This is a genomic window from Planctomycetota bacterium (assembly GCA_033763975.1).
GTDB lineage: Bacteria > Planctomycetota > Phycisphaerae > Phycisphaerales > UBA1924 > RI-211.
Genome location: JANRJM010000006.1, coordinates 90,498 through 112,727, shown reverse-complemented (window position 1 = coordinate 112,727; position 22,230 = coordinate 90,498). Strand labels below are relative to the sequence as shown.

Below are 22,230 nucleotides of genomic sequence, written 5' to 3'. Positions count from 1 at the left end.
CGATGGCCGGGCCCCGGACTAAAGGCCGGACTCACGCTCGCGCCTCGGGCTCGTACAAAAGGTCGCGCGCCGCCGATCACGACCGCACGCTGCGCGCGTAGACGAACCACTCAACCGCGAGCAGCGCGAGGGCCCCCGCGACGAACCACGCCCACAGTTCGCGCACCTCGCGTGCGCCGGCGGCCGTTGTCGCCGTGCGCCCGCCGATCTCCAGCGTCGCCGGGCTCGCGATGGAGCTCTCCAGCTCGTCGAAGACGTTCACGCACACGACGCGGGGCTCCATGCGTGGCGGCCCGACGTACACCCCCGCGCGCGTGAAGGGCCCGGCGCGGGTCTCGCTGCCCGGGCGGGCCGCCGCGCGCACCTCCACGGGCCCGCGGTACACGACCTCGTCGCCCGGCCCGCGGACGGTCACGCTCTCGCCGGTGCGCGCGCTCCGCCCCACCGAGGCCTGGCCCGCCATCGCGAGGTAGTCGACGCCCGAAGCCAGAAAGACCGGGAACCCGGGGAGCAGGGGCCAGTTGCTGCGCGAGAGGTCGAACGACACCAGCAGGTGGCGCACGCCCGCGCGCTCCGCCTCGACGATGAGCGCCCCGCGCGCGCCGCGGGCCAGCACGCGGACGCCCTCGGCCGATTCGTCGGCCTCCAGCACGCCCGCGTCCGAGAGCGTCACGCCGTCCAGCGACACGTACCGCAGGGCCGGGTGCTCGCGTTCCCACAGCACGACGCCCGACGCGCCCGCCGGTGCGTCCGAGCGCGCGACGCCCTCGATCTCGGGCCCGCCGGCGAAGCTCAGGGTCGGCCGGCGCGGCATGCCTCGGGGCGTCACGCGATCAAACACGATGAGGTCCACGCGCTCGAACCCGTCGTTCGCGACGCGCGCCTCGTACGCCTCCGCCGTCAGGTCCGTGACCGACCGCAGGCGCAGTTCGGCCAGCGTCTCGCGCAGCAGCAGGCTGCCCCCGGGTGCGCGGCCCGCGCCGCCCTCGGGCGACACGACCCACACCGCCGGGCGCACCGCGGGCAGGATGTCCAGGGCCGCGAGATTGTCGCTCGCGAGCGCGTCGTCGCGCGAGATGGTCGCGGTGAGCACGCCGCCCCCGATGTTGGGCAGGCTGAAGGACGTCGCGACGCGGGCGGGGTCGGTCGCGCGCGGGATGTCGAGCACGCGCCGTTCGAGCACGCGCCCGTCGAGCGCGATCGCGATCGGCACCGTCGAGCCGTCGGTCGGCGTGTGCAGCACGTCGAGGAAGACGCGCAGCGTGCCCGGGTCCAGCACGTCGCGCCGGGCGGCCAGCGCCACGATCCCGGCGTTGGGCGCCGCCGGGCCCGCCGGGCCCACGCGCTCGAACCGCAGGCCCGCGGGCACCGCGGTCTCCGGGCCGTGCTGGCGGAACGCCCCGTCGCTGAACAGCGCGATCGTCGGGGGCGAAGGGGCTTCTTCCTCGCCCGCGCTGAGCGCGCGGATGAGCGAGACGGCCTCGCCCAGGTCGCCCGGCTCGTCGCGGGGCGCGAGGCGCGCCAAGGCGTCGCGCAGCGCGGCACGCGAGTTCGTCGGGTTCTCGACGATGCGCGCCGTCGCCCCGACCTCGATGACGCCCACGCGTCGCCCGCCGCCCCGCAGCAGGTCGTCGCCCGCGCGTGCCGCGCGGTCGATCGCGCGCTCCAGGCGCGTGACGCCGCCGGGCTCGTCGCGCGCGCCCATGGATGCCGAGACGTCGATCAGGAAGTAGATCCGATCGCCGGAGAAACCCCCGCCCGAGCGGAGCGCGGGCCGCCCTACCGCCAGCAGCAGCAGCACGAGGATGAGGGCGTGCAGGAAGAGCAGCCAACTGGGGCGGATCATGGCCAGCGGGACGTTCGCCTGCGCGTCGCGCCCCGCCGCGGGCCACAGCGATACCACCGAGACCCGCACCGGGCGGCGGCGCATCTTCAGCAGGTACAGCGCGACCAGCGGGGGGATCGTCAGCAGCGCGCCGATCAGCGCGGCGGTGGGGGCCAGCAGAATCACACGCAGAGCGTAGAAGCGAGCCGCCCCCGGGTGATCGCCGCTCCTTATCGACGAGGCCGCCCTCGAGCGCCGCCGCCGTCGCGGCCCGCCCCATCACCCGCACCCCGCTCTTCTCGGGCCCCTGTGGCGCTGGCCGGCCCGGCGTTCCCCCGCTCGCCCACGTAGCCCGTGCCCCAGATGAAGATCTCGCGAGACAGATCGCGGCTCGCCGCGGGCTTGGTCGTCCCCGCCTGGATGAACAGCCGCTTCGTGCGTGCGATGACGCCCGGCGTCGGCTCGCCCTCCAGGATCTTCATGATGAGATTGCCCCCGGGGCGCAGCACGCCCGCGCACAGGTCGAGCACGCGTTCGCACAGTCGGGCGGAGAGGAAATCATCGCCGTGCCCGGTCGTGTTGGGTGCCATGTCGCTCAGCACGACGTCGAACCGCGGCGGGTCCGGCTCGCCCCAGGCGCCCAGCAGTACCTCGGGCGAGGTCAGGAACGCGTCCCCCCGCAGCACGCGGACGCGCTCGCTGCGCGGGGCGTCAACCTCCTGCAGGTCGATGCCCGTGATCCGCCCGCGCGGGCCCAGGCGTTCGTCGAGGACCTGCAGCCACGAGCCGGGGGCGCTGCCCAGGTCCAGCACGCGGTCGCCCGCGCGCACGAGCCGGCGCTTCTCGTTGATCTCCAGCAGCTTGTACGCCGAGCGCGCGACGTACCCCTCCTCCTTCGCCTGCTTGAAGTATCGGTCGTGCAGTTTTCGCGGCTGGGGCATCGCCCGGAGCGTACGGGCGGACGCGATCTGGCCGCTCCCGCCCGCTACGCTGGCGCCATGACCCACGCCCCCGCGCACACCCCGAACCCCGCGCACACCCCGAACCCCGCGCAGCAGCCGGAACCCGGCGCGCTCCCCGCGCTCATCACCGCGTACGAGGCCGACGCGTCGACCCCCGCCGCGTGGGTGCGGGGGCTCTCGCGCGAGCACCTGCTGTCGCACCCCGTGCCGGGCACGTGGAGCGTGCAGGAACTGGTCGTGCACACTTTGGAGAGCGACCTGGCCGCAACGCACCGCTTCCGGCGGATCGTCGCCGAGGACCTGCCGCTGCTCATCGCGTACGACGAGACGCTGTGCGTGCAGCGCCTGGCGTACGACCGGGCCGACATCGCCGAGGTCGTCGCACTCTTCGACCTGCACCGGCGTTTCACCGCACGCTGGCTGCGGACGGTCGCGCCCGCCGACTTCGCCCGCTGCGGCATCCACAACCAGCGCGGCAAGGTGTCACTCGCCGAGTTCATCCAGGTCTACATCGACCACGTTCGCCACCACGAACGCTTCCTGCTCGAGAAGCGCCGCGCGCTGGGCATGCCGCTGGCCTGAACAGAATCGGGACGGGCGCGCGGGTCACGCCGCCGGTCAGTCGTCGTCGCGGGGGCGCCCGGCGCGCGTCTCGATCCAGTGGCGCTGGATTTCTTCGAGGATCCGCTCGTTCACCGGGTGCCCAGGCTGCTCGCGGAAGTTCGGCAGCGCGCGCACGAGGTCCTTGAGTTCCGTGAAGCGCACCGCGAGCGGGTCGCGCCGCGGGTGCGCCGCGGCCAGCGCTTCGCCGAGGTCTTCGACGTCGAGCCAGTGCAGTGAATCGTCGGTGGTCAGGATGCACCTCCAGCGTGAAGTCGTACGCCGACGGCCGACGCGGCGGCGCTCAGCGTCCGGTCGCGCGTCCACAACGTCTCGTGCGCGACCAGGCACGCGCCCAAAATGTGCGCGTCCACCACGCCCAGCCCCTTCCCCCAGAGCTCGTGGCGCTCCACGAGTTCGAGGATTTCCTCGTGGGAGACGCGCGGGATCAGGGGGAGGGCGCGCAGGAGCGATAGCACGCGGGCGCGATGAGCGAAGTTCCCCAGCGCCAGCTCGCCGAGCACGTCCTCGTGCATGACGATGGTTTCGGACGCGATCGCTTGGTCCATGCCGGTCACGCCGCGTGCGAAATGATCGATCCACACCGACGTGTCGATCAGCATCAGCCTGCCTTCCGCGTGCGTCGGCGGGGCGGGGCGACAAGGCCCGGCTCGGTGCCTCCGAGGGCCGCGAGACGCCGGGCGGCCTCGCGCGCGACGAGCAACCGCAGCCCCTCGTGCACCAGCCACGTCTTCTCTCGCACGCCGGTCAGCTGCTGCGCCTGACGCACGATCGCGTCGTCGAGATTGAGGGTCGTTCGCATGCATAAGCATATGCATGTTCCGTGCATACCGGCCCGGCCCGCCCCGCGCCGGTCTGGCGCCCGCTAGTGCGGGTCTTCCTTCACCGCGTTGCGGTTCCACGCGGGCACCCGCACCACGATCGGCGCGTTCGCCCGGATGATGCACTGGCAGCTCAGGCGGCTGTTGCGCTGCAGGCCCGGGGCCTCCTCGACGCGGTCCTCCTCGGCCTCCGTCGATTCGCTCAGGGCCTGCTCGCCCTTCTCGACGTAGATGTGGCACGTGGAGCACGCGCACACCCCGCCGCACGCGTGCTCGATGTTGATCCCGTTGTCGAGGGCGAGTTCGAGCAGGCTCTCGCCGACGCCGCCGGTGAGCGTGCGCTCGCGGGCCGCGTCGCCGGTCAGCGAGAGCGGGTCTTCCATCACGAACGTCACCGGCACGGTGGGGGGGCCCTTGACCCCCTCGGGTCGCTTGAACGTCATGTCGGGTTCCTTCCGGGTCGAGCCGCCCGCGACCCACTCTAGGGCGGACGCCCACCGGATCCTCTATTCTTCGCCCCTATGCCCGAGGATTCGGTCTTGCCCCCGCCGGCGGTGTCGGTCGTCGCGCCCGCGCACAACGAAGAGGACAACGTCGAGCCCCTCGTGCGCGAGATCGAAGCCGCCATGCGCGCCGCGGGCGAGCCCTTCGAGATCGTCCTCGTCGACGACGGCTCCACCGACCGCACGCGCGAACGCATCCTCGCCCTCATGCCGGGACGCCCCTTTCTCCGCTGCGTCGCGATGACCCGGACGCCCCCGGGCAAGGGCAACGGGCAGTCCGCGGCGTTCCACGCCGGGTTCCGCGCCTGCCGCGCCCCGCTCATCGCCGTCCTCGACGCCGACCTCCAGAACGACCCCGCCGAGATCCCCGCGTTCGTGCGGCGTCTGCGCGAGACCGGCGCCGATCTCGTGCAGGGCGACCGCTCCCGCGCCCGCAAGGACAACGCCGTCCGCAAGGTCGGGTCGATCGTCGGGCGCCTCTTCCGCCGCACGCTCCTGGGCGACGAGATCCGCGACACCGGCTGCTCGCTCCGCGTCATGACGCGCGACATGGCGCTGCGCCTCCCGCTCGAGTTCCGGGGCATGCACCGCTTCATCCCCGTCACCATCGCGCACCTGGGCGGGAAGGTCGTCGAGATGCCCGTGACGCACCGCCCGCGCGTCGCGGGCCAGACAAAGTACGGGCTTGGCATCCTGCAGCGCGCGCTCCCGGGCCTGCGCGATCTCTTCGCGGTACGCTGGATGCGCTCCCGCCGTCGCCCCGTGACGTGCGTCGAAGTCCGCGACGCGGGCGCGCCTCCGGCATGACCGATCCACACCCCACGCGACCGTCCGACCCGCCCAGACGCCGCAAGCGCCTCAAGTGGGAGCCCTGGGCCCTCATGCTCCTGGTCATGGGCCTGGGCATGTACCTCATCTGGTCGCCCATCTCGGGGCTCAAGGGCCCGCGCCCCGCCCCGGGAACCCGCGCCATCGAACTTCGCGTCGGCGGGCAGCGGGGCATCGTCGAGGTCGACGACCGCGCCGCCGCCCCGGCCTTCCGCGTGCTGCTCCGCAACGGCTACGAATCACCGATCATGGACGCGCGGGCGTTCGCCTCGATGTTCGGCGAGGAATCGCTCCGCGCCGCGACCCGGACCGAAAGCCCGCTCTTCCGCGTGCTCAACATCACGTCGTGGACGGGGTTGGTCTGGGTGCTGCTGGGCTTCGCCGGGCAGTTGGCCTTCACCGGGCGGATGCTCGTGCAGTGGCTGGTGAGCGAGCGGAAAAAGGCGAGCGTCATCCCCGAAGTATTCTGGTGGATGAGCCTGATCGGCGGGGTCCTGCTTTTCACGTACTTCGTGTGGCGACAAGATTTTATCGGCGTGCTGGGACAATCATCGGGCGTGGTGATCTACGCGCGGAACCTGCGGCTCATCCACAAGAAGCGTCGTCGCGCCGCCGCCCGACCCGACCCCGAGCGATCCGCGGAGGGCGTCTCGACCGATATTTCCGCCTCCTAAAGTTGCCTCCGGCGCGAAATGGCGCACACTCCCCGCGTGCAAGTCCTTCTCGACGGCGTTCCGCTCATCGTACCCCGCCCGACCGTGGCGGCCGCTCTCCGTCTGGCCGCGGACACGGCCCGTTCGGCCGGGCGGGTGATCATCGAGGTCAAGGCCGACGGCGAACGCCTGTCCGACGAGTCGCTGGGCGCGCCGTCCGAAGACGCCGCCCCGATCGGCGTGCTGGCCTTCACCTCCGCCGACCCGCGCCGGCTGGTCGGCCAGACGCTGCTGGACGCGGTGGAGGCGCTCGAGCAGGCGCGGGGCGATCAGCAGGCGACGGCGGAACTGATCCAGTCGGGCGACACCGACCGCGCGATGGACCCGCTGTCGCGCGTGCTGGGCACGTGGCAGGCCGTGGGCGAGGTGGTAGATCGCGGCGCGACGCTGCTCTCGCTGGATGTCTCGACGCTGCGTCTCGAAGGCGTCGAGGAGGGCGAGTCGTTCGCGCACGCGACGAGCGCCCTCCGCGAGCATCTGCGGTTGCTCCGCGACGCCGTGCGCGACGAGGACTGGTCGGGCGTGTCGGACATCCTGGCCTACGACCTGGACGCGCAGGCCGAGCGCTGGGCGTACCTCATGCGGGCGCTCGCGCGCCACGTGTCGTCCGACGCCGGCTGATGTGCGAAGGCCCGGGGGTTTGTGCGTGGCGACGTCTCGAACGGGGAGTGCGGGCGGTGTGATCGACGAGATCATGGAACGCGCCAGCCGCGCCCTGGTCGCGACCGACTACTTCGCGTGCGAGGCGCTGTGCGAGCGGGCGCTCCTGCGTGCGCGCCGCGCGGGCGACTTCGAACGACTCGCCCGCGCCTGCCTCCCCCTGCAAGAAGCACGCCGCCAGATGCGCCACCAGGCGGTCGACGCGGGTGTCGTGCGCGTGGTGCGGGCGCTCCCGCTCGCGCCGGCCGCGGAGTCGCCCGGGTGCTTCCTGGTCGAGCCCCCGCTGGTGGGCGTGGACGCGCGGGGCGTGCGGGCGCAGCTCGCGCGCCGGAAGGTGCCGTCGCTGGTGCTGGCGCGCGAGCCGGCCATCCGCGCCGGGCACGCCGACAAGGGCAAGATCCCGATCGTCGCGGTGGGGGGCGTGGTGGGCGTGGGCGGGCCGGTCGCGCCCGCCGTCGTCCGCGTGCGGGTTGATCCGCCGCCCGGCGGCGAGTTCACGCCCGCGTGGATCATCGCGTCGCAGGAAGCGCTCGGCGACGCCGCCATCGCGCAGGTTGACCCGGCGTGGCCCGCCGACCACCGGGTCGACGACCTGCTCGAACGCCTCGAAGGCATCCCCGACCACGAGAAGTTGATCCAGGCGCTCGAACGCGCCGCACGCGAGGCCGCGATACTGCCGCAGCCCACCGACCGCCCCCGCCGCCGCGCGGCCGTGCGCGACGAGTGGGGGTTCTAACGCCTCGATTGCGTACGAGCCCGACGCGCGAGCGAGGGCGCCTGCACCGGCCCGTGCAAGTGCCCGTTCCGCCGCCATCGGCCTGTGATGTCCGGTGCTCCCGGCAAGTCGTTGCCCACGCACGGCGAACGCACTTACTTCGGAAGTGCTTGTAGGGTCGGACACGGGCACGACATGCGCGAAAGTCATTTCCAACGCCCCAGCGGGGCGTTGGGGTGTAGCCACGGGTGGAGCGGGGCCGCTTTGGGCCCTGCGCAACCCGTGGAAAGCTCCTCGCCCCGGAGGGGCGAAGGAATCTCCATGCCGGGCACGTACTCCCAACTCCTGCTCCACGTCGTCTTCTCCACGAAGGGCCGCGCCCCGTGGATTACCGCCGAAGTCGCCGAGCGCCTCTATCCCTACATCGGCGGCATCGTCCGGGCTGAGAAGGGCGTGCTCTACGACATCGGCGGCGTCGAAGACCACGTCCACATGTACCTCCGGTGGCGGCCCGATGCCTCGATCTCGGACCTGATGCGCACGGTCAAGGCCCGCTCGTCGAAGTGGGTTCACGAGACGTATCCGAGTCTCGCCGAGTTCGCGTGGCAAATGGGGTACAGCGTCTTCTCCGTCAGCAAGTCGCAGGAAGAAGCCGTGAAGAAGTACATCGCGGGCCAGGCAGAGCATCACAAGAGGGAAGATTTCAAATCCGAGTTGTTGCGCATACTCCGCGTTCACGGCATCGAGTTCGACGAGCGCTATGTGTTTGACTGAATCACAGCGTTCACGCGCAAGTCCTCTGCCCCTTCGGGGCAGGCGAGAGAAAACGGATCCACTTCCACGGGTTGCGCTGCGCCCGGCTGTCGCCGGGCTGCGCTTCACCCGTGACTACATCCCGAAGCCCCTATGGGGCTTTCAGCGAACGGAGCCGCTCTGCTCGACTTGGCGTTTTCGACCAATCGCGTGATTGCCACCACACCAAGGTGTTCCCGCCCGTGCCACCGAGATCACCCGCTCGGCCTCGCGATCTCGGCGCTTTCCGGCGAGAGCCCCTCGAACCCACCCTCAGTTCCAACTGCACCCCTTGGGCCACTCTTCCGGGTGCTGCAGCGCGGCCCGGCGGACCAGGTCCGCGAGGTGCTCCAGTTCACGCACGATCATCGCGGCCCGCGCGTCCGCGTCGCCCTCGGCCAGCAACGCGTAGCGCAGCGTCGGGTCGGTGATGAGCGTGAACGACACCACCTCCAGCACCGCGCTCGTCGGCAGTTCGTCGTTGCGCAGGTACTCCAGCACCGGGGCGGCGTGGGTGAGCTGCGTCAGCGGGCCCTCCGCCAGCATGTCGCGGATGCGCCCGCGCGCCTCGGCCAGCGAGGGCGACGCGTCGTCGGAATCCGTGTCGTCGTCGAACGTGTCGTCCGTCCACGACACCTCGGGCGGGGCCTGCGAGAGCCCGACGGGCTCGAGCAGCGCGGTGCGGTACTGCCGCCCGGCCTCCGCCGGAACTTCCCGCAGAATGCGGGCGCGGCAGACGCCCTGCACCAGCACGTTGTACCGCCCGTCGGGCAGCTTCTCGTGCTGCACGATCTGCGCGATGCACACCGCCCGACGCAGCGGCGGCCGCCCGTGGTACTCCTGCTTCCAGCGATCGCCCTCGAACACCGCGAGCGCGAACTGCCCCGCCCCGTCGAGCGCGTGCTCGATCATTTGGCGGTAGCGCGGCTCGAAGATGTGCAACGGCAGCAACTGCTGCGGGAGCAGCGTCGCCTGGTCCAACGGGAACAGGGGCATGGGGTGCCCGAAGTTCACTTGGATCGAGGATTCCTCGGACATCGGGGGATTGTACGAAGCCCGGGTTCGAGCGGCGGGAGCGCCGCGTGAGGCCGCGCTCAGGCGCCCCTACTTCGGCGCGGGCTGCTTGGGGTCGGGCAGGACGATGCCCTCGGGCGTGCGCGACGGCGCGGGCGGGGACGCGGGAGCGGTGGGGGCGGCGGGCGCTGTGTTGGGGGGCGGGGGCGTCGTGCTCACGGATTCAGCCGCGGGGGTGGTCCACGCGGTGCGGGCGGGGCGGTCTTCCGGGCCGGGGCGGACGTCGACATCGAGCCGGCGCTCCGACGGCGGGGGCACGCGCATCGAGCTCGTGCGCGACGAGGCCGAGTTCGTGAACGCGTTGCCCACCGGGCGGCCCAGCGGCGTGAGCGACCAGCGCAGCTCGTCGTACCCGTCGCCCTCCGCCGATTGGTACGACCGCACGAACGTCATGTTGAGCTGCGACCCCGCCGGGATCTCTTGGCTCCACAGGCGCTCGCCCGTGCGCGTGTTGACGAGCGTGACGGTCTGCGGCGTGTGCGGGGTGCTGGGGAAGACGTACGTCTCCGACCCGGAGCGACACCCGCCCACGAGGGCCGCGGCGGCGAGCGAGGCGAGGGTGGTGAGCGAGGCCAGCGTGCGACGGGTGGACATGGTGGACCTTTCGGGAATCGGGGCGTCCGAAGGGTAGATGCCCCGGGGGTCTTTATCGGCCTGATTACGCCCCGCCGCCAGCGGGGTTCGCGTGGGCGTCAGGAAGATTCCCGCCCCGGGGTGCGGGGACGTGGGTCGGCGGCAGGGGTTTCGGCCCGTCAAGGCGGTACCATCGCCCACATGCGGATCATCGCCGGGGAGTTCCGACACCGCTCGCTCGCCACGCCGCCCGATGCGGAAGTGACGCGGCCCATCCCCGACCGGGTCAAGGAGTCGCTGTTCTCGCTCCTGCGCGGGCACTTCGAGGGCGCCACGGTCTTCGACGCGTTCGCCGGGGTGGGCACGATCGGGCTGGAGTGCCTGAGCCGCGGGGCGGCACGCGTGGTGATGGTGGAGCAGGACCGCCGGATCGCCGAGTTCCTGCGGCGCAACGTCGAGAGCCTGGGCGTGCAGGACCGGTGCGACGTGGTGGTGGGCGACGCGCTGGGAACGGGGTCCCTCGCCCGGGCGCCCCGCCCCCTACACCTGGCGTTCTTCGATCCGCCGTTCCCGCTGGTGCGCGAGCCCGTGGGCTTCGCGCGGGTGGTGGCGCAGGTCGCGCGTGCCGCGGCGCTGCTGACCGACGACGGGTTCGTGGTGCTGCGCACGCCCTGGCCCTTTGTGCACGAGGCCGGCGCGCCCCAGCCGACCGCCGTGGCATCGCCCGCGCCGCGACGCAAGAATGAGCCCCGCAACGCGTGGAAGCGCGACCTGCGACGGGCCGAGCGGGGCGTGGTGCCCCGGGCGCTCCCGGAGAGCATCGGCGATGTCGAGCCGGCGGGCGACGGCGACCCGTCGATCGGCGGCGAGGTGTCGGGCGATGATGCCGCGGGCGCGGCTCCGACGGGCGGGCCGGTGACGCCGGACCTGCGCATCCCCGGCGCGACGGGCCCGGAGACGCACGTCTACCGATCGATGGCGGTGCACCTGTACATGCGGGCGCGGGCATGACATCCGTGCACGACATGACGCGCGGGCCGGGGCTGCTGGCGGGGCTGACGGACGCGCAGCGCGAAGCGACGGTGCACGACGCCGGGCCGCTGATCGTGCTCGCCGGGCCAGGCACGGGCAAGACGCGCGTCATCGAGCGGCGGCTGGCGTGGGCGGTGGGCGAGCGGGGCGTGGAGCCCGAGCGGGCGCTCGCGCTGACGTTCACCGTGAAGGCGGCGGAAGAGATGCGGGCCCGCGTGCGGGCGCTGCTGGGCGAGTCGATCGCGGCCCGCCTGCAGGTGCGGACGTTCAACGGGCTGGGGTGGACCCTGCTGCGCCGGTTCGCCGACGTGCTGGGCCTGCCGACGCGCGTCACGCTGATCGACGCGGTGCAGCACCGCCGCCTGATCCGCGACGTGATCGTGGACATGGGCCTGTTCGCCCGCGCGCGGGGCGTGGGGCTCGACACGCTGGCCGACGAACTGGCGTGCTCGTTCGACACCATGAGCGAACTGGCGCTCGAGCCCGGGCCCCTCGCCTCGAGCGCCGCGGAGGCGCTGCGGGCCGCGGAGGCCGCGCGGGACGAGGCGGGCGCGGCGATCGCGCAGCGTCGGGCGGATGAGGCGCGCGCCTACGCCGAGGTCATGCGACGGCGTCACGAGCGCGGCTGGCTGACGTACGACGACCAGGTGCTGCTGGCGTGCCGCGTGCTGCGCGAGCACGCGGACATCGCTTCGATCGTGCGGGGCGAGGTGCGGACGGTGGTGGTGGACGAGTTCCAGGACACGAACCCCGCGCAGATCGAACTGCTGCGCCAGCTCGTGCCCCCCCGCGAGGGGGCGCGGGCGGACCTGTGCGTGGTGGGGGACGACGACCAGGCGATCTACGCGTTCCGCGGGGCCGACGAGCAGGCGTTCGCGCGGTTCGCGCGCGTGTGGGAAGGCGCGCGGGTGATCGAACTCGCCGAGAACTTCCGCAGCGGGGCGCCGGTGGTAGAGATCGCCAACGCGATCGTGCGCCGCGCCGGCAAGCGCTTCCGGCCGGAGAAGACGCTGCGCAAGGCGGACGCGAGCGCGGCCCCCGACGTGCGGGCGACGGGCGTCACGGTGTCGCAGCACTCGTGCGGGGCCGAGGCTGTCGCCGCCCTCCTGCGTGCCGCGGAGGCGGACGGGGCGCCGGGGTTCACGTGGGACGCGCACGCCGTGATCGCCGCGACGCACCTGGATCTTGACCGCGTCGCCGACGCGCTGCGCCTGGAGGGGATCCCGTTCGAACGCGAGGTGCGGCGGACGCGCTTCGACGATCCGGGCGTGCTCGACGTGCTGGCGTGGGCGCGCTGGCTGGTGAACCCGGACGCCGGCGGCTCGGTGCGCCGCCTGCTCGTCCGCCCGCCGACCGGCTTCGCGCTCGAGCGAGCCGCCAACGTCGAGCGGGCCTGGCGCCGCGCCTGCGAGGACGAAGGACCGATCCCGCTCCCGGCGTTCCTGGCGCGAGCGGCGCCGCGCGAGCCCGCGATCGACGCGCTCGTGCGCCGGTACGACGCGCTGCGCGTCGAAGTGCGGTCGCTCCTCGGGAGCGAGGCGATCGCCCGGATCGTGACGGGGATCGACGCGGCCCACGCCGACCTGCTGCCCGGGCGGGCCCGCGCACGGCGCGTGCTGGAGCTGCTCGACCTCGTGCGGCTCGCGCGCGACGTGCAGCAGCGCCTCGAGCCCCCCGCCGATCTCCACGCGACGCTCGCGTACATCGACGAGCTCGAGTCCTTGCGCCAGGTGTCGGCGCGCCGCCCGCTCGGCGACGCCGACGACGTGGAGTTCCTGAGCGAGGCCGTCCCCGGCGCGGGGCGCGTGCGCCTCATGACCGCCCACGCCGCGAAGGGGCTGGAGTTCGACACGGTGTACGTCGTGCGCGCCGGCAGCCAGCACGGCTTCGGCAAGGTGCGCGAGCGCGAGGGCTGGACGGCGCCGCGCGACCTCTTCGACCCGCTCGACGACCGCCCCGAGAAGGACCGGGCGCGCGACGAGCAGCGCCGCCTGTTCTACGTCGCGTGCACGCGCGCCAAGCGCCGGCTGGTGGTGCTCGCGAACCTGCCGCAGAAGCCCAGCGCCGGGCTGCACATGTACGAAGAACTCGTGCGCGGCGCGGCCCCCGCGCTGCCGATCGACGTGCGCGGCGAGGACGAGGTCGTCGAGCAGGCCGTCGTCGCCGGGCGGATCGTCGCGCCCCCCGCGTCGGGCGCGTCGCCCCCCGCCGATATCGACGCCCGCACGCCCCTGGCCGAACTCGCCGAGCGCCTGGCAGCCGCCGAGCGCGTGCGGGCGGCGGGCGCGCTCGAGCAGGTCTCGCGCCCGGGCGTGAGCGAGGGCGAACTCGAGACGGCGCGGGGCGTGCTGGGCCGGAGCGCCGCGCGACTGGCGGCGATCGCGCACGCCGCGTCGACCGGCGAGCCCCCCGCGTGGCACGCGCCGGCGGACGCGGACATCGCGGGGCTGGCGGCCCGGGCGCGTCGCGAGGCCTCGCCCGTCCCGCTGGGCGCCGTGCTTCGCAAGATGGAGCCCCCGCTGCGCCTCAGCTACTCGATGCTCGAGCAGTACACGCGCTGCGGGCGCTGCTTCTATCTGCGGTACGTGCTCGGCATCGAGCCCGAGCAGCGCCAGGAGGCCGGGCTGGGCGAGGTGGCGCACCAGGCGCTCGAGCAACACTTCGGCCGGGTGCGCGCCGCCGAGGCCGACGGACGCCCGCCCCCCGGCGTCGACGATCTGCTCGCGCTCGGGCGGGCCGTCTATCGCGCGAGCCTGCCCCCCCGCACGCCGGCCGACCCGCTGGTGCTCGACCAGCTCGAGGCGCAGCTCCGCCACGCGGCCGCCCTGCACGACGCGCACGCCAACATCCTGGAGATCGAGCGCGTCGTGCGGTTCGAGTACGTCTCGGCGGGTGTTGCGCACGCCATGACGGCCAAGATCGACCGCATCGACCAGCGCCCCGACGGGTCGTACCGCGTCATCGACTACAAGACCGGCGTCGCGTGGAAGAAACTGCTCGAGCCCAAGCCCGACGACCTGCAGTTCGGCGTATACGCGATGGCCCTGCGCAGCCTCTACGGCGAGGACGTGCGGGGCTGCTGCGAGTACTGGCTTTTGGGCACGGGCGAGCGCGGGCGGATCGACCTGGGTGCGATCAACCACGCCAGGGTGCGCAGTACAATCGACAAGGCCGTCGCGGGCATGCTGGCGGGCGAGTTCTCGCGCACGGACGATTGCACGGGCGACTGCGTGCTGCTGCCCGATTAAGAGCCCCCGATCGCGAGAAGGAAATGACCATGACGATGCGACGTGGCGTGATGCTGGTGCTGGGTGCGTCGTGCGTGCTCGCGGGCGTGTCGCGCGGGCAGCCGCTGCCCGCCGATCCTTCGCTCGTGACGGGCGCGCTCCCCAACGGGCTCACGTACATCGTGAAGCCCCACGCCACCCCCGAGAAGCGGGCCGCGGTGTGGATGCACGTCTCCACCGGCTCGCTGAACGAGACCGACGAGCAGCGCGGGCTGGCGCACTTCCTCGAGCACATGGCGTTCAACGGGTCGGCGAACTTCCCGCCCGGGGCCGTCGTGCCGTACTTCGAGAGCCTGGGCCTCACGTTCGGCCGGCACCAGAACGCGTTCACGAGCTTCGACCAGACGACCTACCAGCTCTCGCTCCCCGACAACCAGCCCGAGACGCTCGCCAAGGGGCTCTCGTTCTTCGCCGACGTCAACTCGCGCCTGCTGCTGAGCGAGGCGGAGATCGACCAGGAGCGGGGCGTCATCCTGAACGAGAAGACCTCGCGCAAGAGCGCGATGCAGCGCGTGAGCGAGGCGATGCTGCTGCGCACCGCCCCGGGCTCGCGCTATGCCCAGCGCCTGCCCATCGGCGTCGACGAGACCCTGCACTCGGTGAAGCGCCAGAACTTCGTCGACTACTACACCGCGTGGTACGGCCCGGCGAATACGACAGTCATCGTCGTCGCCGACATGGACCCGCACGCCGCCGTCGAGAAGATCACCGAGGCCTTCGACACCCCCGGCGCCGCGCCGACGCCGCGCCCCGTCGATCTCGACCCGGGCGTGACGCCCTACGACGCGAGCTTCGGCGTGGTGATCACCGACCCGGAACTGCCCCGCGCAACAGTCTCCATGACGCGCCTCGAGCCCCTGCGCGAGCCCGTCACCACCATCCCCGACTTCCGCCAGGACCTCGTCGAGGACCTCGCCCAGCGAGCCTTCAACACGCGCCTGCGCAACCTCGTGAGCGACGGCGCCGCAAGCTTCCGAGGCGGGTTCGCCGGCGTCTCGCAGAGCGGACGCATCATCCGCAGCGTCCAGGCATCGGTGAACGGCGCGCCCGAGCGCTGGCGCGACATGCTCACCGACCTCCTCGCCGAGGTGCAGCGCGCCCGCCTGCACGGCTTCTCCCTCCGCGAGATCGAACTCGCCCGGCGCGACGTCCTCTCCACCTTCGAGCGCCAGGCCTCGCAGGAGGGCACCATCCCGGCCTCCGGGCACCTCGCGCGCATCAACGCCCGCCTCGCCTCGGGCGACACGATCATGGCGGCGTCGCAGGAACTCGCCCTCGCCCGCGATCTGCTCCCCTCCATCACGCCCGAGGAGTGCAGCGCCTGGTTCGCCCGCACCTTCGAGCCCGACGCCGTGATGTTCGCCGCCCAGATGCCCGCCGGGCCGCACGCCCCCACCGAAGAAGACCTGCTCGCCGCGGGCATCGTGGCCGCCGCCCAGACCCCCGACGCGCGCCACGAAGCCGCCGCCGCGACGTCCCTCATGTCCGCGCTGCCCCAGCCGGGCGAGGTCGTCGCGAGCGAGACCCACGACGCGACCGGCGTGTGGTCCGGGTGGCTGTCGAACAACGTCCGCGTGCACCACAAGTACATGGAAGAGCGCAAGGGCCAGGTGAGCGTCCAGGTCACGCTCTTCGGGGGCGAGCTGTACGAGACGCCCGAGACCCGCGGCAACACCAACGCCGCCGGGCTCGCCATCGGGGGCGGGGGCACCGGCGTCGGTGGCGGGGGGCTGCCGGCCGCCAAGAGCCTCTCCTCCACCCAGATCCGCGAGCTCATGACCGGACGCAAGGTCACCGTCCGCGGGCGCGTCGGGCCCGACGCCATCCAGGTGAGCGTCGCGGGCGACCCCGCCGACCTCGAGCACGCGATGCAGCTCGCGCACCTGCTGCTGACCGAGCCCCGCGTCGAGCCCGCGGCCTTCGACCGCTGGCGCGAGATGATGCTCCAGTTCGTGGACACCATGCCGCGCAATCCCCTGCAGATGTTCTCGCGCACCGAGACCGAGGCCCGCTACCCGGAGCACGAGGTGCGCACCAAGGCCTTCACGCGCGAGCAGATCGAGGGCGTGACGATCGAGGAGGCCCAGGCCACCATCGACCGGCTGATCGCCGAATCGCCCATCGAGGTCGCCATCGTCGGCGAAGTCTCGCGCGAGCGCGCCATCGAGCTCGCCTCCCGCTACCTGGGCTCGCTCCCGCAGCGACCCCGCGTCAGCGCCGGCCAGTTCGCCGACCTGCGAACCCTGCCCGCGCCCGACGGGCCCAAGGTCGCACGCGTGCAGGTCGACACCGTCACCCCGGCGGCGGGCGCCAGCGTCGGGTTCTACGCCCCGGACTCGGCCAACGTCGACGACGTCCGCGCCATGCAGCTCGCCGCGAGCGTGCTCTCCATCCGCATGAACACCAAGATCCGCGAGCAGCAGCGCCTGGTCTACGGCATCCGCTGCGGCGTGCAGCCGGGCAACGCCTACCCCGGCTACGGCATGGTCCGCGCCGGCGCGCCCTGCGACCCCGCCAACGCCGAGGCCCTCGCCACCAGCATCGCCGAGGTCTACGAGGCCTTCGCGCAATCCGGGCCCACCGACGAGGAAGTCGCCATCGTCAAGCGCCAGACCGCGAACAACCTCGCCGAGGCGATGAAGGACCCCGCCTTCTGGCTGGGCAAGCTCGAGGCCGCCACCGCCGACGGCATCCCGCTCGACGACATCCTCGCCGCCCCCGACGCCTTTCAGGCGATCACGCCCGCGCAGATCCTCGAGGTGTTCAACCGGTACTACTCGCCGCAGCGCACCGTGACGGTCGTGGTCACGCCGCGCGGGGCGCAGGCGACCCCCGCCGAGCCCAAGGCGAGCGACGCCCCGAAGCCCGCGGGCATCTGAGGCGGGGCTTACGCGAGGGCGGCGGCGCCCGACACGATCTCGGTGAGTTCCGTGGTGATCTGCGCCTGGCGCGCGCGGTTGTAGACACGCGTCAGGCGCTTGCCGGCCTTGCCCGCGTTGTCGGTCGCCGACTTCATCGCCACCATCCGCGCCACGTGCTCGCTCACCACCGCGTCGTTGAACGCCTGGAACAGCAGCGCGTTCACCGCCGCCGGCAGCAGCTCGCTCAGCAGCGCGCCCGCGTCCGGGCTGAACTCGAAGATCTGCACCGTCCCGCCGGTGTCCTTCTGCTTCGCCGGCGGCGGGCGGAAGGGCAGCACCTGCATCGTCGTGGGGGTCTGCTTGCCCGCGCTGATGTACTTCATGTAGATCACGCGCACCGCCGACACCTCGCCCGCCAGGAACCGCGCCGTGTAGTCGTCCGCGAGCGCCCGCACCGCGTCGTACGAGACCTTGTCGCCGAACGAGTGGGGCTTGGAGACCTTGATCCCCGCGTACTTGAAGAACCCGATGCCCTTCTTGCCCACCACCTCGATCAGCCCGCTCTTGGCCCCCGGGTTGGCCCGCAGGAACTGCATCGCCGAGCGCAGCACGCTGCCGTTGTAGGGCCCGCACAGCCCGCGCTCGCTCGTCAGCACCAGCGTCAGGTCCTGGCCGGGTCGGGCCACGCCCTGCCCGCTGTCGAGCAGCGGGTGCGTCACGTCGCCCAGCCCGCTCGCGAGCTCGTTCACGAGGTCGAACAGCGTCTCGGTGTAGGGCTTGCTCGCCACCGCCGCCTGCTGGGCGCGGGCGAACTTGCTCGTGGCGATCATCTGCATCGTCTTCGTGATGCGCCGGATGTTCCCGACCGCCTTGATGCGCTTCTTGATCTCGCGGGTTTTGCCCATAGGGAGGCAAGGATAGGCCCCGGCCCCGGCGAGATCAGCGCTGCCGATAAAGCCGGCCGACGCTCACGACGGGCCGCGAATTCCGAACCCGGCGGCGTGATTCCCGGACCCCGCCGGTCGCTGTACGTACCAACCGAGCGTGTACGCGCTTGCGGACAGTACTGGTTGGGGGTGATCTTGGTGCGGCAACGGGAAATCCTGGGCCGAGAGAGGGAGACACAGCCATGCGGACGAACGCGTTGAAACTGGCGGCCGTGGCGGCGGTGGGAACGTTGGGCGTGGGCGCGCCGCGCGCGACGGCCGACTCCCTCGAACTGACCTCCACCTTCTCCGGCGGCATCTACGCCGACGGGACCACGTCCCCCGGGTTCATGAACTACTACGTCGGGTACTCGTTCCCTTCGTCCCCCGTCGAGCGGCGGAACTACTTCATCTTCGACGTCTCCTCCGTGCCCGGCCCGGTCGTGAGCGCCAAGCTCAAGCTCTACCTCCCCGGCGCGCCGTTCTTCCCCTCCGGGTACGTCAGTTCCGACCCCACCGAGGAGTTCCGCGTGAGCGGGTCCGCCTTCCCCTGGACCGCATACGCCGAGGCCTTTGGTGGCACCGCCACCCCGCCCATGCTCGCCGCGATGTTCGGCACCATGGGCTCGAGCGACGCGTACGGGCTCGTCGGGGTCTCGGGCGACGCGAGCGGCACGGACATCGTCATCGACCTCAGCCTCGCCGCGGTCACCGCGATCAACGCCTCGCCGGACGGCAAGTTCCTCGTGACCGGCAAGCTCGCCGACATCCACCCCGGCATGCCCGGAACGATCCCGTCGGAACTGCTGTTCGCGTACACCGACATCCCCGACCCGCTCATGCCCATGCCGCGGTTGGAGGTCGAGTACGTCCCCGCGCCGCGCTCGATGCTGGTTCTGGGCGCCGGGTGCCTGCTCGCGCGTCGTCGCCGTCGCTAGGCCGTGAGTTCCAGCCCGTCGTACGCCAGGAACATCCCCTCCGGCAGTTGGCCCTGCGTCGCCTCGTGCCCGACCTCGTGCCCCATGTGCACGAAGTAGGTGCGCGGAGCGCCGATCTCGTGCGCGATGCTGACGGCCTGGCCGATCGTCAGGTGCGTCGGGTGGTGCCGATGCCGCAACGCGTCGAGCACCAGCGTGCGGACGCCCCGGAACCGGGGCCAGGTCTCCGGCGGGATGCCCGAGACGTCGGTGCAGTACGCGAGCGGGAACAGGTCATCGGCCGCGCTGCTCCCGGCGGTCGCCTCGCCCGCGCCCGGCGCGTCCACGCGGTAGCCCAGGATGGGCAGCCGCCCGTGCAGCAGGCGCAGGGGCGTGACGCGCAGGCCGAAGACGTCGAGCGAGACGCCCTCGTTCACCTCGCGGGGCGTGATCTCGCGCGCGATGAGCGACGCGACGAAGCTGTCGTTCACGTTGCGCTCGCGCTCGAAGATGTGCGCGTACACGCGGCGGAGGTGCGCGAGCGTGTGCGCCTCGCCCCAGACCTCGGTGGGTCCGGACTGCACGACGTTGAACCGGCGGACCTCGTCGAGCCCGAACGTGTGGTCGACGTGGTTGTGCGTAAAGAGCACGGCGTCGCAGCGCGTGAGGCGCGCCCGCAGCGATTGCTGGCGCAGGTCGGGCCCGGCGTCGAGCAGCACGGTGCGGGGCTTGCCCGCGGCGTCCGTGAAGCGCAGGGCCGCGGCGGTGCGCAGACGCGCGTCGCGCGGGTCGGGGCTCGTGCAGACGGCGCAGTCGCAGCCGATGGCCGGCACGCCCGCCGACGTGCCGGTGCCCAGGAACGTGAAGGTCGCCCGCGCGTGGCTCACCGGGCAAGCGTAGCGGACGCGCTCACTCGCCCTTGTGGAACCCGTCGTACCGCACGAAGTCGTCGATGTCCTTGCGGCTGGGCTCGCTCTCGCGCCACGCACGGGCGTAGAACGCCGCGAGCGTGCGCGATCCGTCGGCCAGGCGCGCCTCGATGAACGCCTTGCCCTCGTCCTTCTCGAGCCCGCCCGCCTTGTGCATCGCGTACAGGGGCTCCATCTGCGCGTGCGAGCGTTCGAGGTGCGCGAGGATCGTCTCCCAGGGGTCCGCCGCGTCGAGGTCGAACTTCGCGAGCGGGCGCACGTCGTCGATCGAGATGCGGTGCAGGGCGATCACCCCGCCGTCGATGTACGAGTGGATGCCCTTGTCGGTCGTGTAGCCCTTCGGGTTCGGGCCCGTCCAGCCGTTGTAGTGCACGGTGGTGTGCAGCGGCTGGGCGGCGTCGCCGACGTAGTGCGACAGCACGCCCATGCTGTACAGCGCGCTCGCCCGCGCCATCTCGAGCTGGTGCGCCCGCGCGGGGTCGTTCAGCCGCTCCAGAATCCGCACGACCTTGAACGCCGACACCACTTTCGCGTAGTTCTCGAGCGTCGCGTGCGGCAGGAAGCCGGGGTACTCCTGCACCCGCGCGGGGTCCAGACGCGGGTTGGCCGGCTTGCCCGTGAACCCCGGCTGCTCGCGCGCCACGCTCATCACCCGCACGTACTCGTGACGCAGGGGCGGGATCGTGCGGAGCGACAGCCCGAACTCCGCCAACTGCTCGATGTCCATGTAGTGGTCGGGGTCGTTCAGGTGCTTGAGCTGCGGCACGCGCACGCTCCGCCAGCGGTCGGGCGTGTTCGACTGGTCGGCCACCATCGCGGTTGCCTTCGCGTCCGCCAGCCACCCGGGCATCGCCTCGCCCAGCACCGTGCGCATCCCCTCCAGCGCCAGGCGGGTGATGAGCCGGTGCCCGTGCGCATCCCACGCCCGGGCACGAGGAGCGCACAGCACGATCACCGCGAGGACGGCCGCAAACCGGAGAGCACGTGTCATGGCCGCAAGCGTACGCCCCCGAGCTATCCCACCCGCTCGGGCTTGGGCTCGCGGGCCATCAGCCCGCCGATCGCGTCCAGCGGGTCCACGCCCTCGAACAGCACGCTGTGGACGGCCTGCATGATCGGCACGTCCACCCCGTGCAGGCGCGCCAGCGCCAGCACCGCCCGCGTGGTCTGCACGCCCTCGACGACGAACGGCGTGCGGCGCAGATAGTCGCTCAGCGCCTCGCCCCGCCCCAGCGCTTCCCCGCACGAGCGGTTGCGCCCCTCCGGGCTGAAGCAACTGGTGGCGAGATCGCCCACCCCGGCGATGCCGAAGAACGTCTCGCGCTGGGCGCCCAGCGCGACGCCCAGGCGCGTGATCTCGGCGAGCCCGCGCGCGAGCAAGGCGGACTTGGCGTTGTTGCCGGCGCGCAGCCCGTCGAGCACGCCCGCCGCGATGGCGACGACGTTCTTCGCCGCCCCCGCGAGCTCGACGCCGACGAGATCGCTGTGGGTGTAGACGCGCAGCCACGAGCACCCGAAGAGTCGCTGCGTGTCGCCCGCCAGGCCCGGGTCCTCGCTCGCCGCGACCATGGCCGCCGGCAGGCACCGGGCCAGTTCGGCCGCGATCGTGGGCCCCGAGAGGCACGCGTACGACCGGGGGCGGGTGTCGCGTCCGCCCGCGCGCAGCACGTCGGCGATGACCTGCGTCGGTCGCAGCAGCGTGGAGGTCTCGATCCCCTTCGCCACCGACACCACCGGCACGCCCGGCGGGACCAGCGGCGCGAGGCGCGTCCAGACCTCGCGGCTGAACTGCACGGGGATCGCCGACACGATGAGCGAGGTGTCTCGCAGCGCGTCGGCGTCGCGCAGCGCGATCTCGACGCGGTCGGGCAGCGCGAAGCCCTCGAGCCGGGGTGAGCGCCGGGATTGCGCGATGTGCCCGGCCTCTTCGCCCGAGTGTCCCCACAGCCGCACGCGGACCGGACGGTCCAGCCGCCCCGGCCCCTCGCCCCGCCCGCCCTCGGGGGAGGCCAGCGTGCCGGCGCACACCAGCCCCATCTGCCCCAGCCCGAGCACGGTCACGGTCGGGCGGTCGTGCGGGGGCGGGCTTTTCGTTCGCCTGCTGTTGGGCATGAGGAAGCCGCTCGGAGAACCTGCGCCCGCCGGTGCGCGAGCGCCCGCCGAACAGAGCGGCGGACCTGGGCGTATCGTA

Annotated in this window: 22 protein-coding genes; 10 read left to right on the top strand and 12 right to left on the bottom strand. The window is 72.4% G+C overall.

The genetic code is table 11. The annotated features are described in order from the left end of the window. Positions 1-76 precede the first annotated feature (76 nt). Together SFY69_03860 and SFY69_03855 are read right to left on the bottom strand one after the other, a co-directional pair. Positions 77-2,011: a VWA domain-containing protein gene (locus SFY69_03860; protein MDX2131173.1), complete on the bottom strand. Its 1,935-nt coding sequence runs from the start codon at positions 2,009-2,011 to the stop codon at positions 77-79. A 44-nt stretch (positions 2,012-2,055) separates the two neighbouring features. Next, positions 2,056-2,766 carry an RlmE family RNA methyltransferase gene (locus SFY69_03855; GenBank protein MDX2131172.1) on the bottom strand — a complete coding sequence of 237 codons (711 nt, stop codon included), beginning with the start codon at positions 2,764-2,766 and terminating at the stop codon, positions 2,056-2,058. Positions 2,767-2,823: 57 nt separating this feature from the next. On the opposite strand from SFY69_03855, the gene SFY69_03850 reads away from it, so the two are divergent. Then, complete coding sequence (locus SFY69_03850) at positions 2,824-3,369, top strand: DinB family protein (protein MDX2131171.1); 546 nt, start codon at positions 2,824-2,826, stop codon at positions 3,367-3,369. 36 nt (positions 3,370-3,405) lie between these two features. On the opposite strand, the gene iscX is transcribed toward SFY69_03850, so the two are convergent. The 4 genes from iscX to SFY69_03830 form a co-directional block, all read right to left on the bottom strand. Beyond that, on the bottom strand, positions 3,406-3,714 hold the full coding sequence (iscX, locus tag SFY69_03845; GenBank protein ID MDX2131170.1) for a Fe-S cluster assembly protein IscX: 309 nt from the start codon (positions 3,712-3,714) through the stop codon (positions 3,406-3,408). Continuing rightward, a complete protein-coding gene (locus tag SFY69_03840; protein MDX2131169.1) occupies positions 3,639-4,010 on the bottom strand; it encodes a PIN domain-containing protein in 372 nt (123 codons plus the stop codon). The genes iscX and SFY69_03840 overlap by 76 nt, the downstream gene beginning before the upstream one ends. Beyond that, positions 4,010-4,210 carry a type II toxin-antitoxin system VapB family antitoxin gene (locus SFY69_03835; protein ID MDX2131168.1) on the bottom strand — a complete coding sequence of 67 codons (201 nt, stop codon included), beginning with the start codon at positions 4,208-4,210 and terminating at the stop codon, positions 4,010-4,012. Before SFY69_03835 ends, SFY69_03840 begins: the two co-directional genes overlap by 1 nt. A gap of 63 nt (positions 4,211-4,273) precedes the next feature. Further along, positions 4,274-4,672, bottom strand: coding sequence for a 2Fe-2S iron-sulfur cluster-binding protein (locus tag SFY69_03830; GenBank protein MDX2131167.1), 399 nt, complete (start codon positions 4,670-4,672; stop codon positions 4,274-4,276). A gap of 78 nt (positions 4,673-4,750) precedes the next feature. Here SFY69_03830 and SFY69_03825 point away from each other — a divergent pair, with 78 nt between their 5' ends. The 5 genes from SFY69_03825 to tnpA all read left to right on the top strand — a co-directional run bounded on the left by SFY69_03825 (position 4,751) and on the right by tnpA (position 8,422). Further along, positions 4,751-5,539, top strand: coding sequence for a glycosyltransferase family 2 protein (locus tag SFY69_03825; protein MDX2131166.1), 789 nt, complete (start codon positions 4,751-4,753; stop codon positions 5,537-5,539). Then, positions 5,536-6,234, top strand: coding sequence for a lipid-A-disaccharide synthase N-terminal domain-containing protein (locus SFY69_03820; protein ID MDX2131165.1), 699 nt, complete (start codon positions 5,536-5,538; stop codon positions 6,232-6,234). The genes SFY69_03825 and SFY69_03820 overlap by 4 nt, the downstream gene beginning before the upstream one ends. Before the next feature lie 84 nt (positions 6,235-6,318). After that, a complete protein-coding gene (locus SFY69_03815; GenBank protein MDX2131164.1) occupies positions 6,319-6,894 on the top strand; it encodes a hypothetical protein in 576 nt (191 codons plus the stop codon). A 58-nt stretch (positions 6,895-6,952) separates the two neighbouring features. Beyond that, positions 6,953-7,669, top strand: a complete 717-nt coding sequence (locus SFY69_03810; GenBank protein MDX2131163.1) for a hypothetical protein — start codon at positions 6,953-6,955, stop codon at positions 7,667-7,669. A 300-nt stretch (positions 7,670-7,969) separates the two neighbouring features. Beyond that, positions 7,970-8,422, top strand: a complete 453-nt coding sequence (gene tnpA / locus SFY69_03805; protein MDX2131162.1) for an IS200/IS605 family transposase — start codon at positions 7,970-7,972, stop codon at positions 8,420-8,422. A gap of 291 nt (positions 8,423-8,713) precedes the next feature. On the opposite strand, the gene SFY69_03800 is transcribed toward tnpA, so the two are convergent. Further along, positions 8,714-9,478: an LON peptidase substrate-binding domain-containing protein gene (locus SFY69_03800; protein ID MDX2131161.1), complete on the bottom strand. Its 765-nt coding sequence runs from the start codon at positions 9,476-9,478 to the stop codon at positions 8,714-8,716. Between the two features lie 66 nt (positions 9,479-9,544). Next, on the bottom strand, positions 9,545-10,108 hold the full coding sequence (locus SFY69_03795) for a hypothetical protein (GenBank protein ID MDX2131160.1): 564 nt from the start codon (positions 10,106-10,108) through the stop codon (positions 9,545-9,547). A 180-nt stretch (positions 10,109-10,288) separates the two neighbouring features. On the opposite strand from SFY69_03795, the gene SFY69_03790 reads away from it, so the two are divergent. From SFY69_03790 to SFY69_03780, 3 genes are read left to right on the top strand one after another with little or no spacing between them, the layout of a single operon-like run. Next, positions 10,289-11,098 (top strand): RsmD family RNA methyltransferase, encoded by an 810-nt coding sequence (locus SFY69_03790; GenBank protein MDX2131159.1) that lies wholly within the window; start codon positions 10,289-10,291, stop codon positions 11,096-11,098. Next, positions 11,095-14,367, top strand: a complete 3,273-nt coding sequence (locus SFY69_03785; protein ID MDX2131158.1) for an ATP-dependent DNA helicase — start codon at positions 11,095-11,097, stop codon at positions 14,365-14,367. The genes SFY69_03790 and SFY69_03785 overlap by 4 nt, the downstream gene beginning before the upstream one ends. A 29-nt stretch (positions 14,368-14,396) precedes the next feature. After that, positions 14,397-17,285, top strand: a complete 2,889-nt coding sequence (locus SFY69_03780; protein ID MDX2131157.1) for an insulinase family protein — start codon at positions 14,397-14,399, stop codon at positions 17,283-17,285. Between the two features lie 8 nt (positions 17,286-17,293). Here SFY69_03780 and atpG read toward each other — a convergent pair whose 3' ends face one another. Beyond that, on the bottom strand, positions 17,294-18,172 hold the full coding sequence (gene atpG / locus SFY69_03775; GenBank protein MDX2131156.1) for an ATP synthase F1 subunit gamma: 879 nt from the start codon (positions 18,170-18,172) through the stop codon (positions 17,294-17,296). Between the two features lie 224 nt (positions 18,173-18,396). On the opposite strand from atpG, the gene SFY69_03770 reads away from it, so the two are divergent. Beyond that, positions 18,397-19,131 (top strand): hypothetical protein, encoded by a 735-nt coding sequence (locus tag SFY69_03770; protein MDX2131155.1) that lies wholly within the window; start codon positions 18,397-18,399, stop codon positions 19,129-19,131. On the opposite strand, the gene SFY69_03765 is transcribed toward SFY69_03770, so the two are convergent. The 3 genes from SFY69_03765 to SFY69_03755 are packed head-to-tail and all read right to left on the bottom strand — an operon-like array spanning position 19,128 to position 22,100. Continuing rightward, positions 19,128-19,997 carry an MBL fold metallo-hydrolase gene (locus SFY69_03765; GenBank protein MDX2131154.1) on the bottom strand — a complete coding sequence of 290 codons (870 nt, stop codon included), beginning with the start codon at positions 19,995-19,997 and terminating at the stop codon, positions 19,128-19,130. The genes SFY69_03770 and SFY69_03765 overlap by 4 nt on opposite strands. 22 nt (positions 19,998-20,019) lie before the next feature. Continuing rightward, positions 20,020-21,030 (bottom strand): hypothetical protein, encoded by a 1,011-nt coding sequence (locus SFY69_03760; GenBank protein ID MDX2131153.1) that lies wholly within the window; start codon positions 21,028-21,030, stop codon positions 20,020-20,022. 23 nt (positions 21,031-21,053) lie between these two features. Then, positions 21,054-22,100 carry an NAD(P)H-dependent glycerol-3-phosphate dehydrogenase gene (locus SFY69_03755; GenBank protein ID MDX2131152.1) on the bottom strand — a complete coding sequence of 349 codons (1,047 nt, stop codon included), beginning with the start codon at positions 22,098-22,100 and terminating at the stop codon, positions 21,054-21,056. Positions 22,101-22,230: the final 130 nt, after the last annotated feature.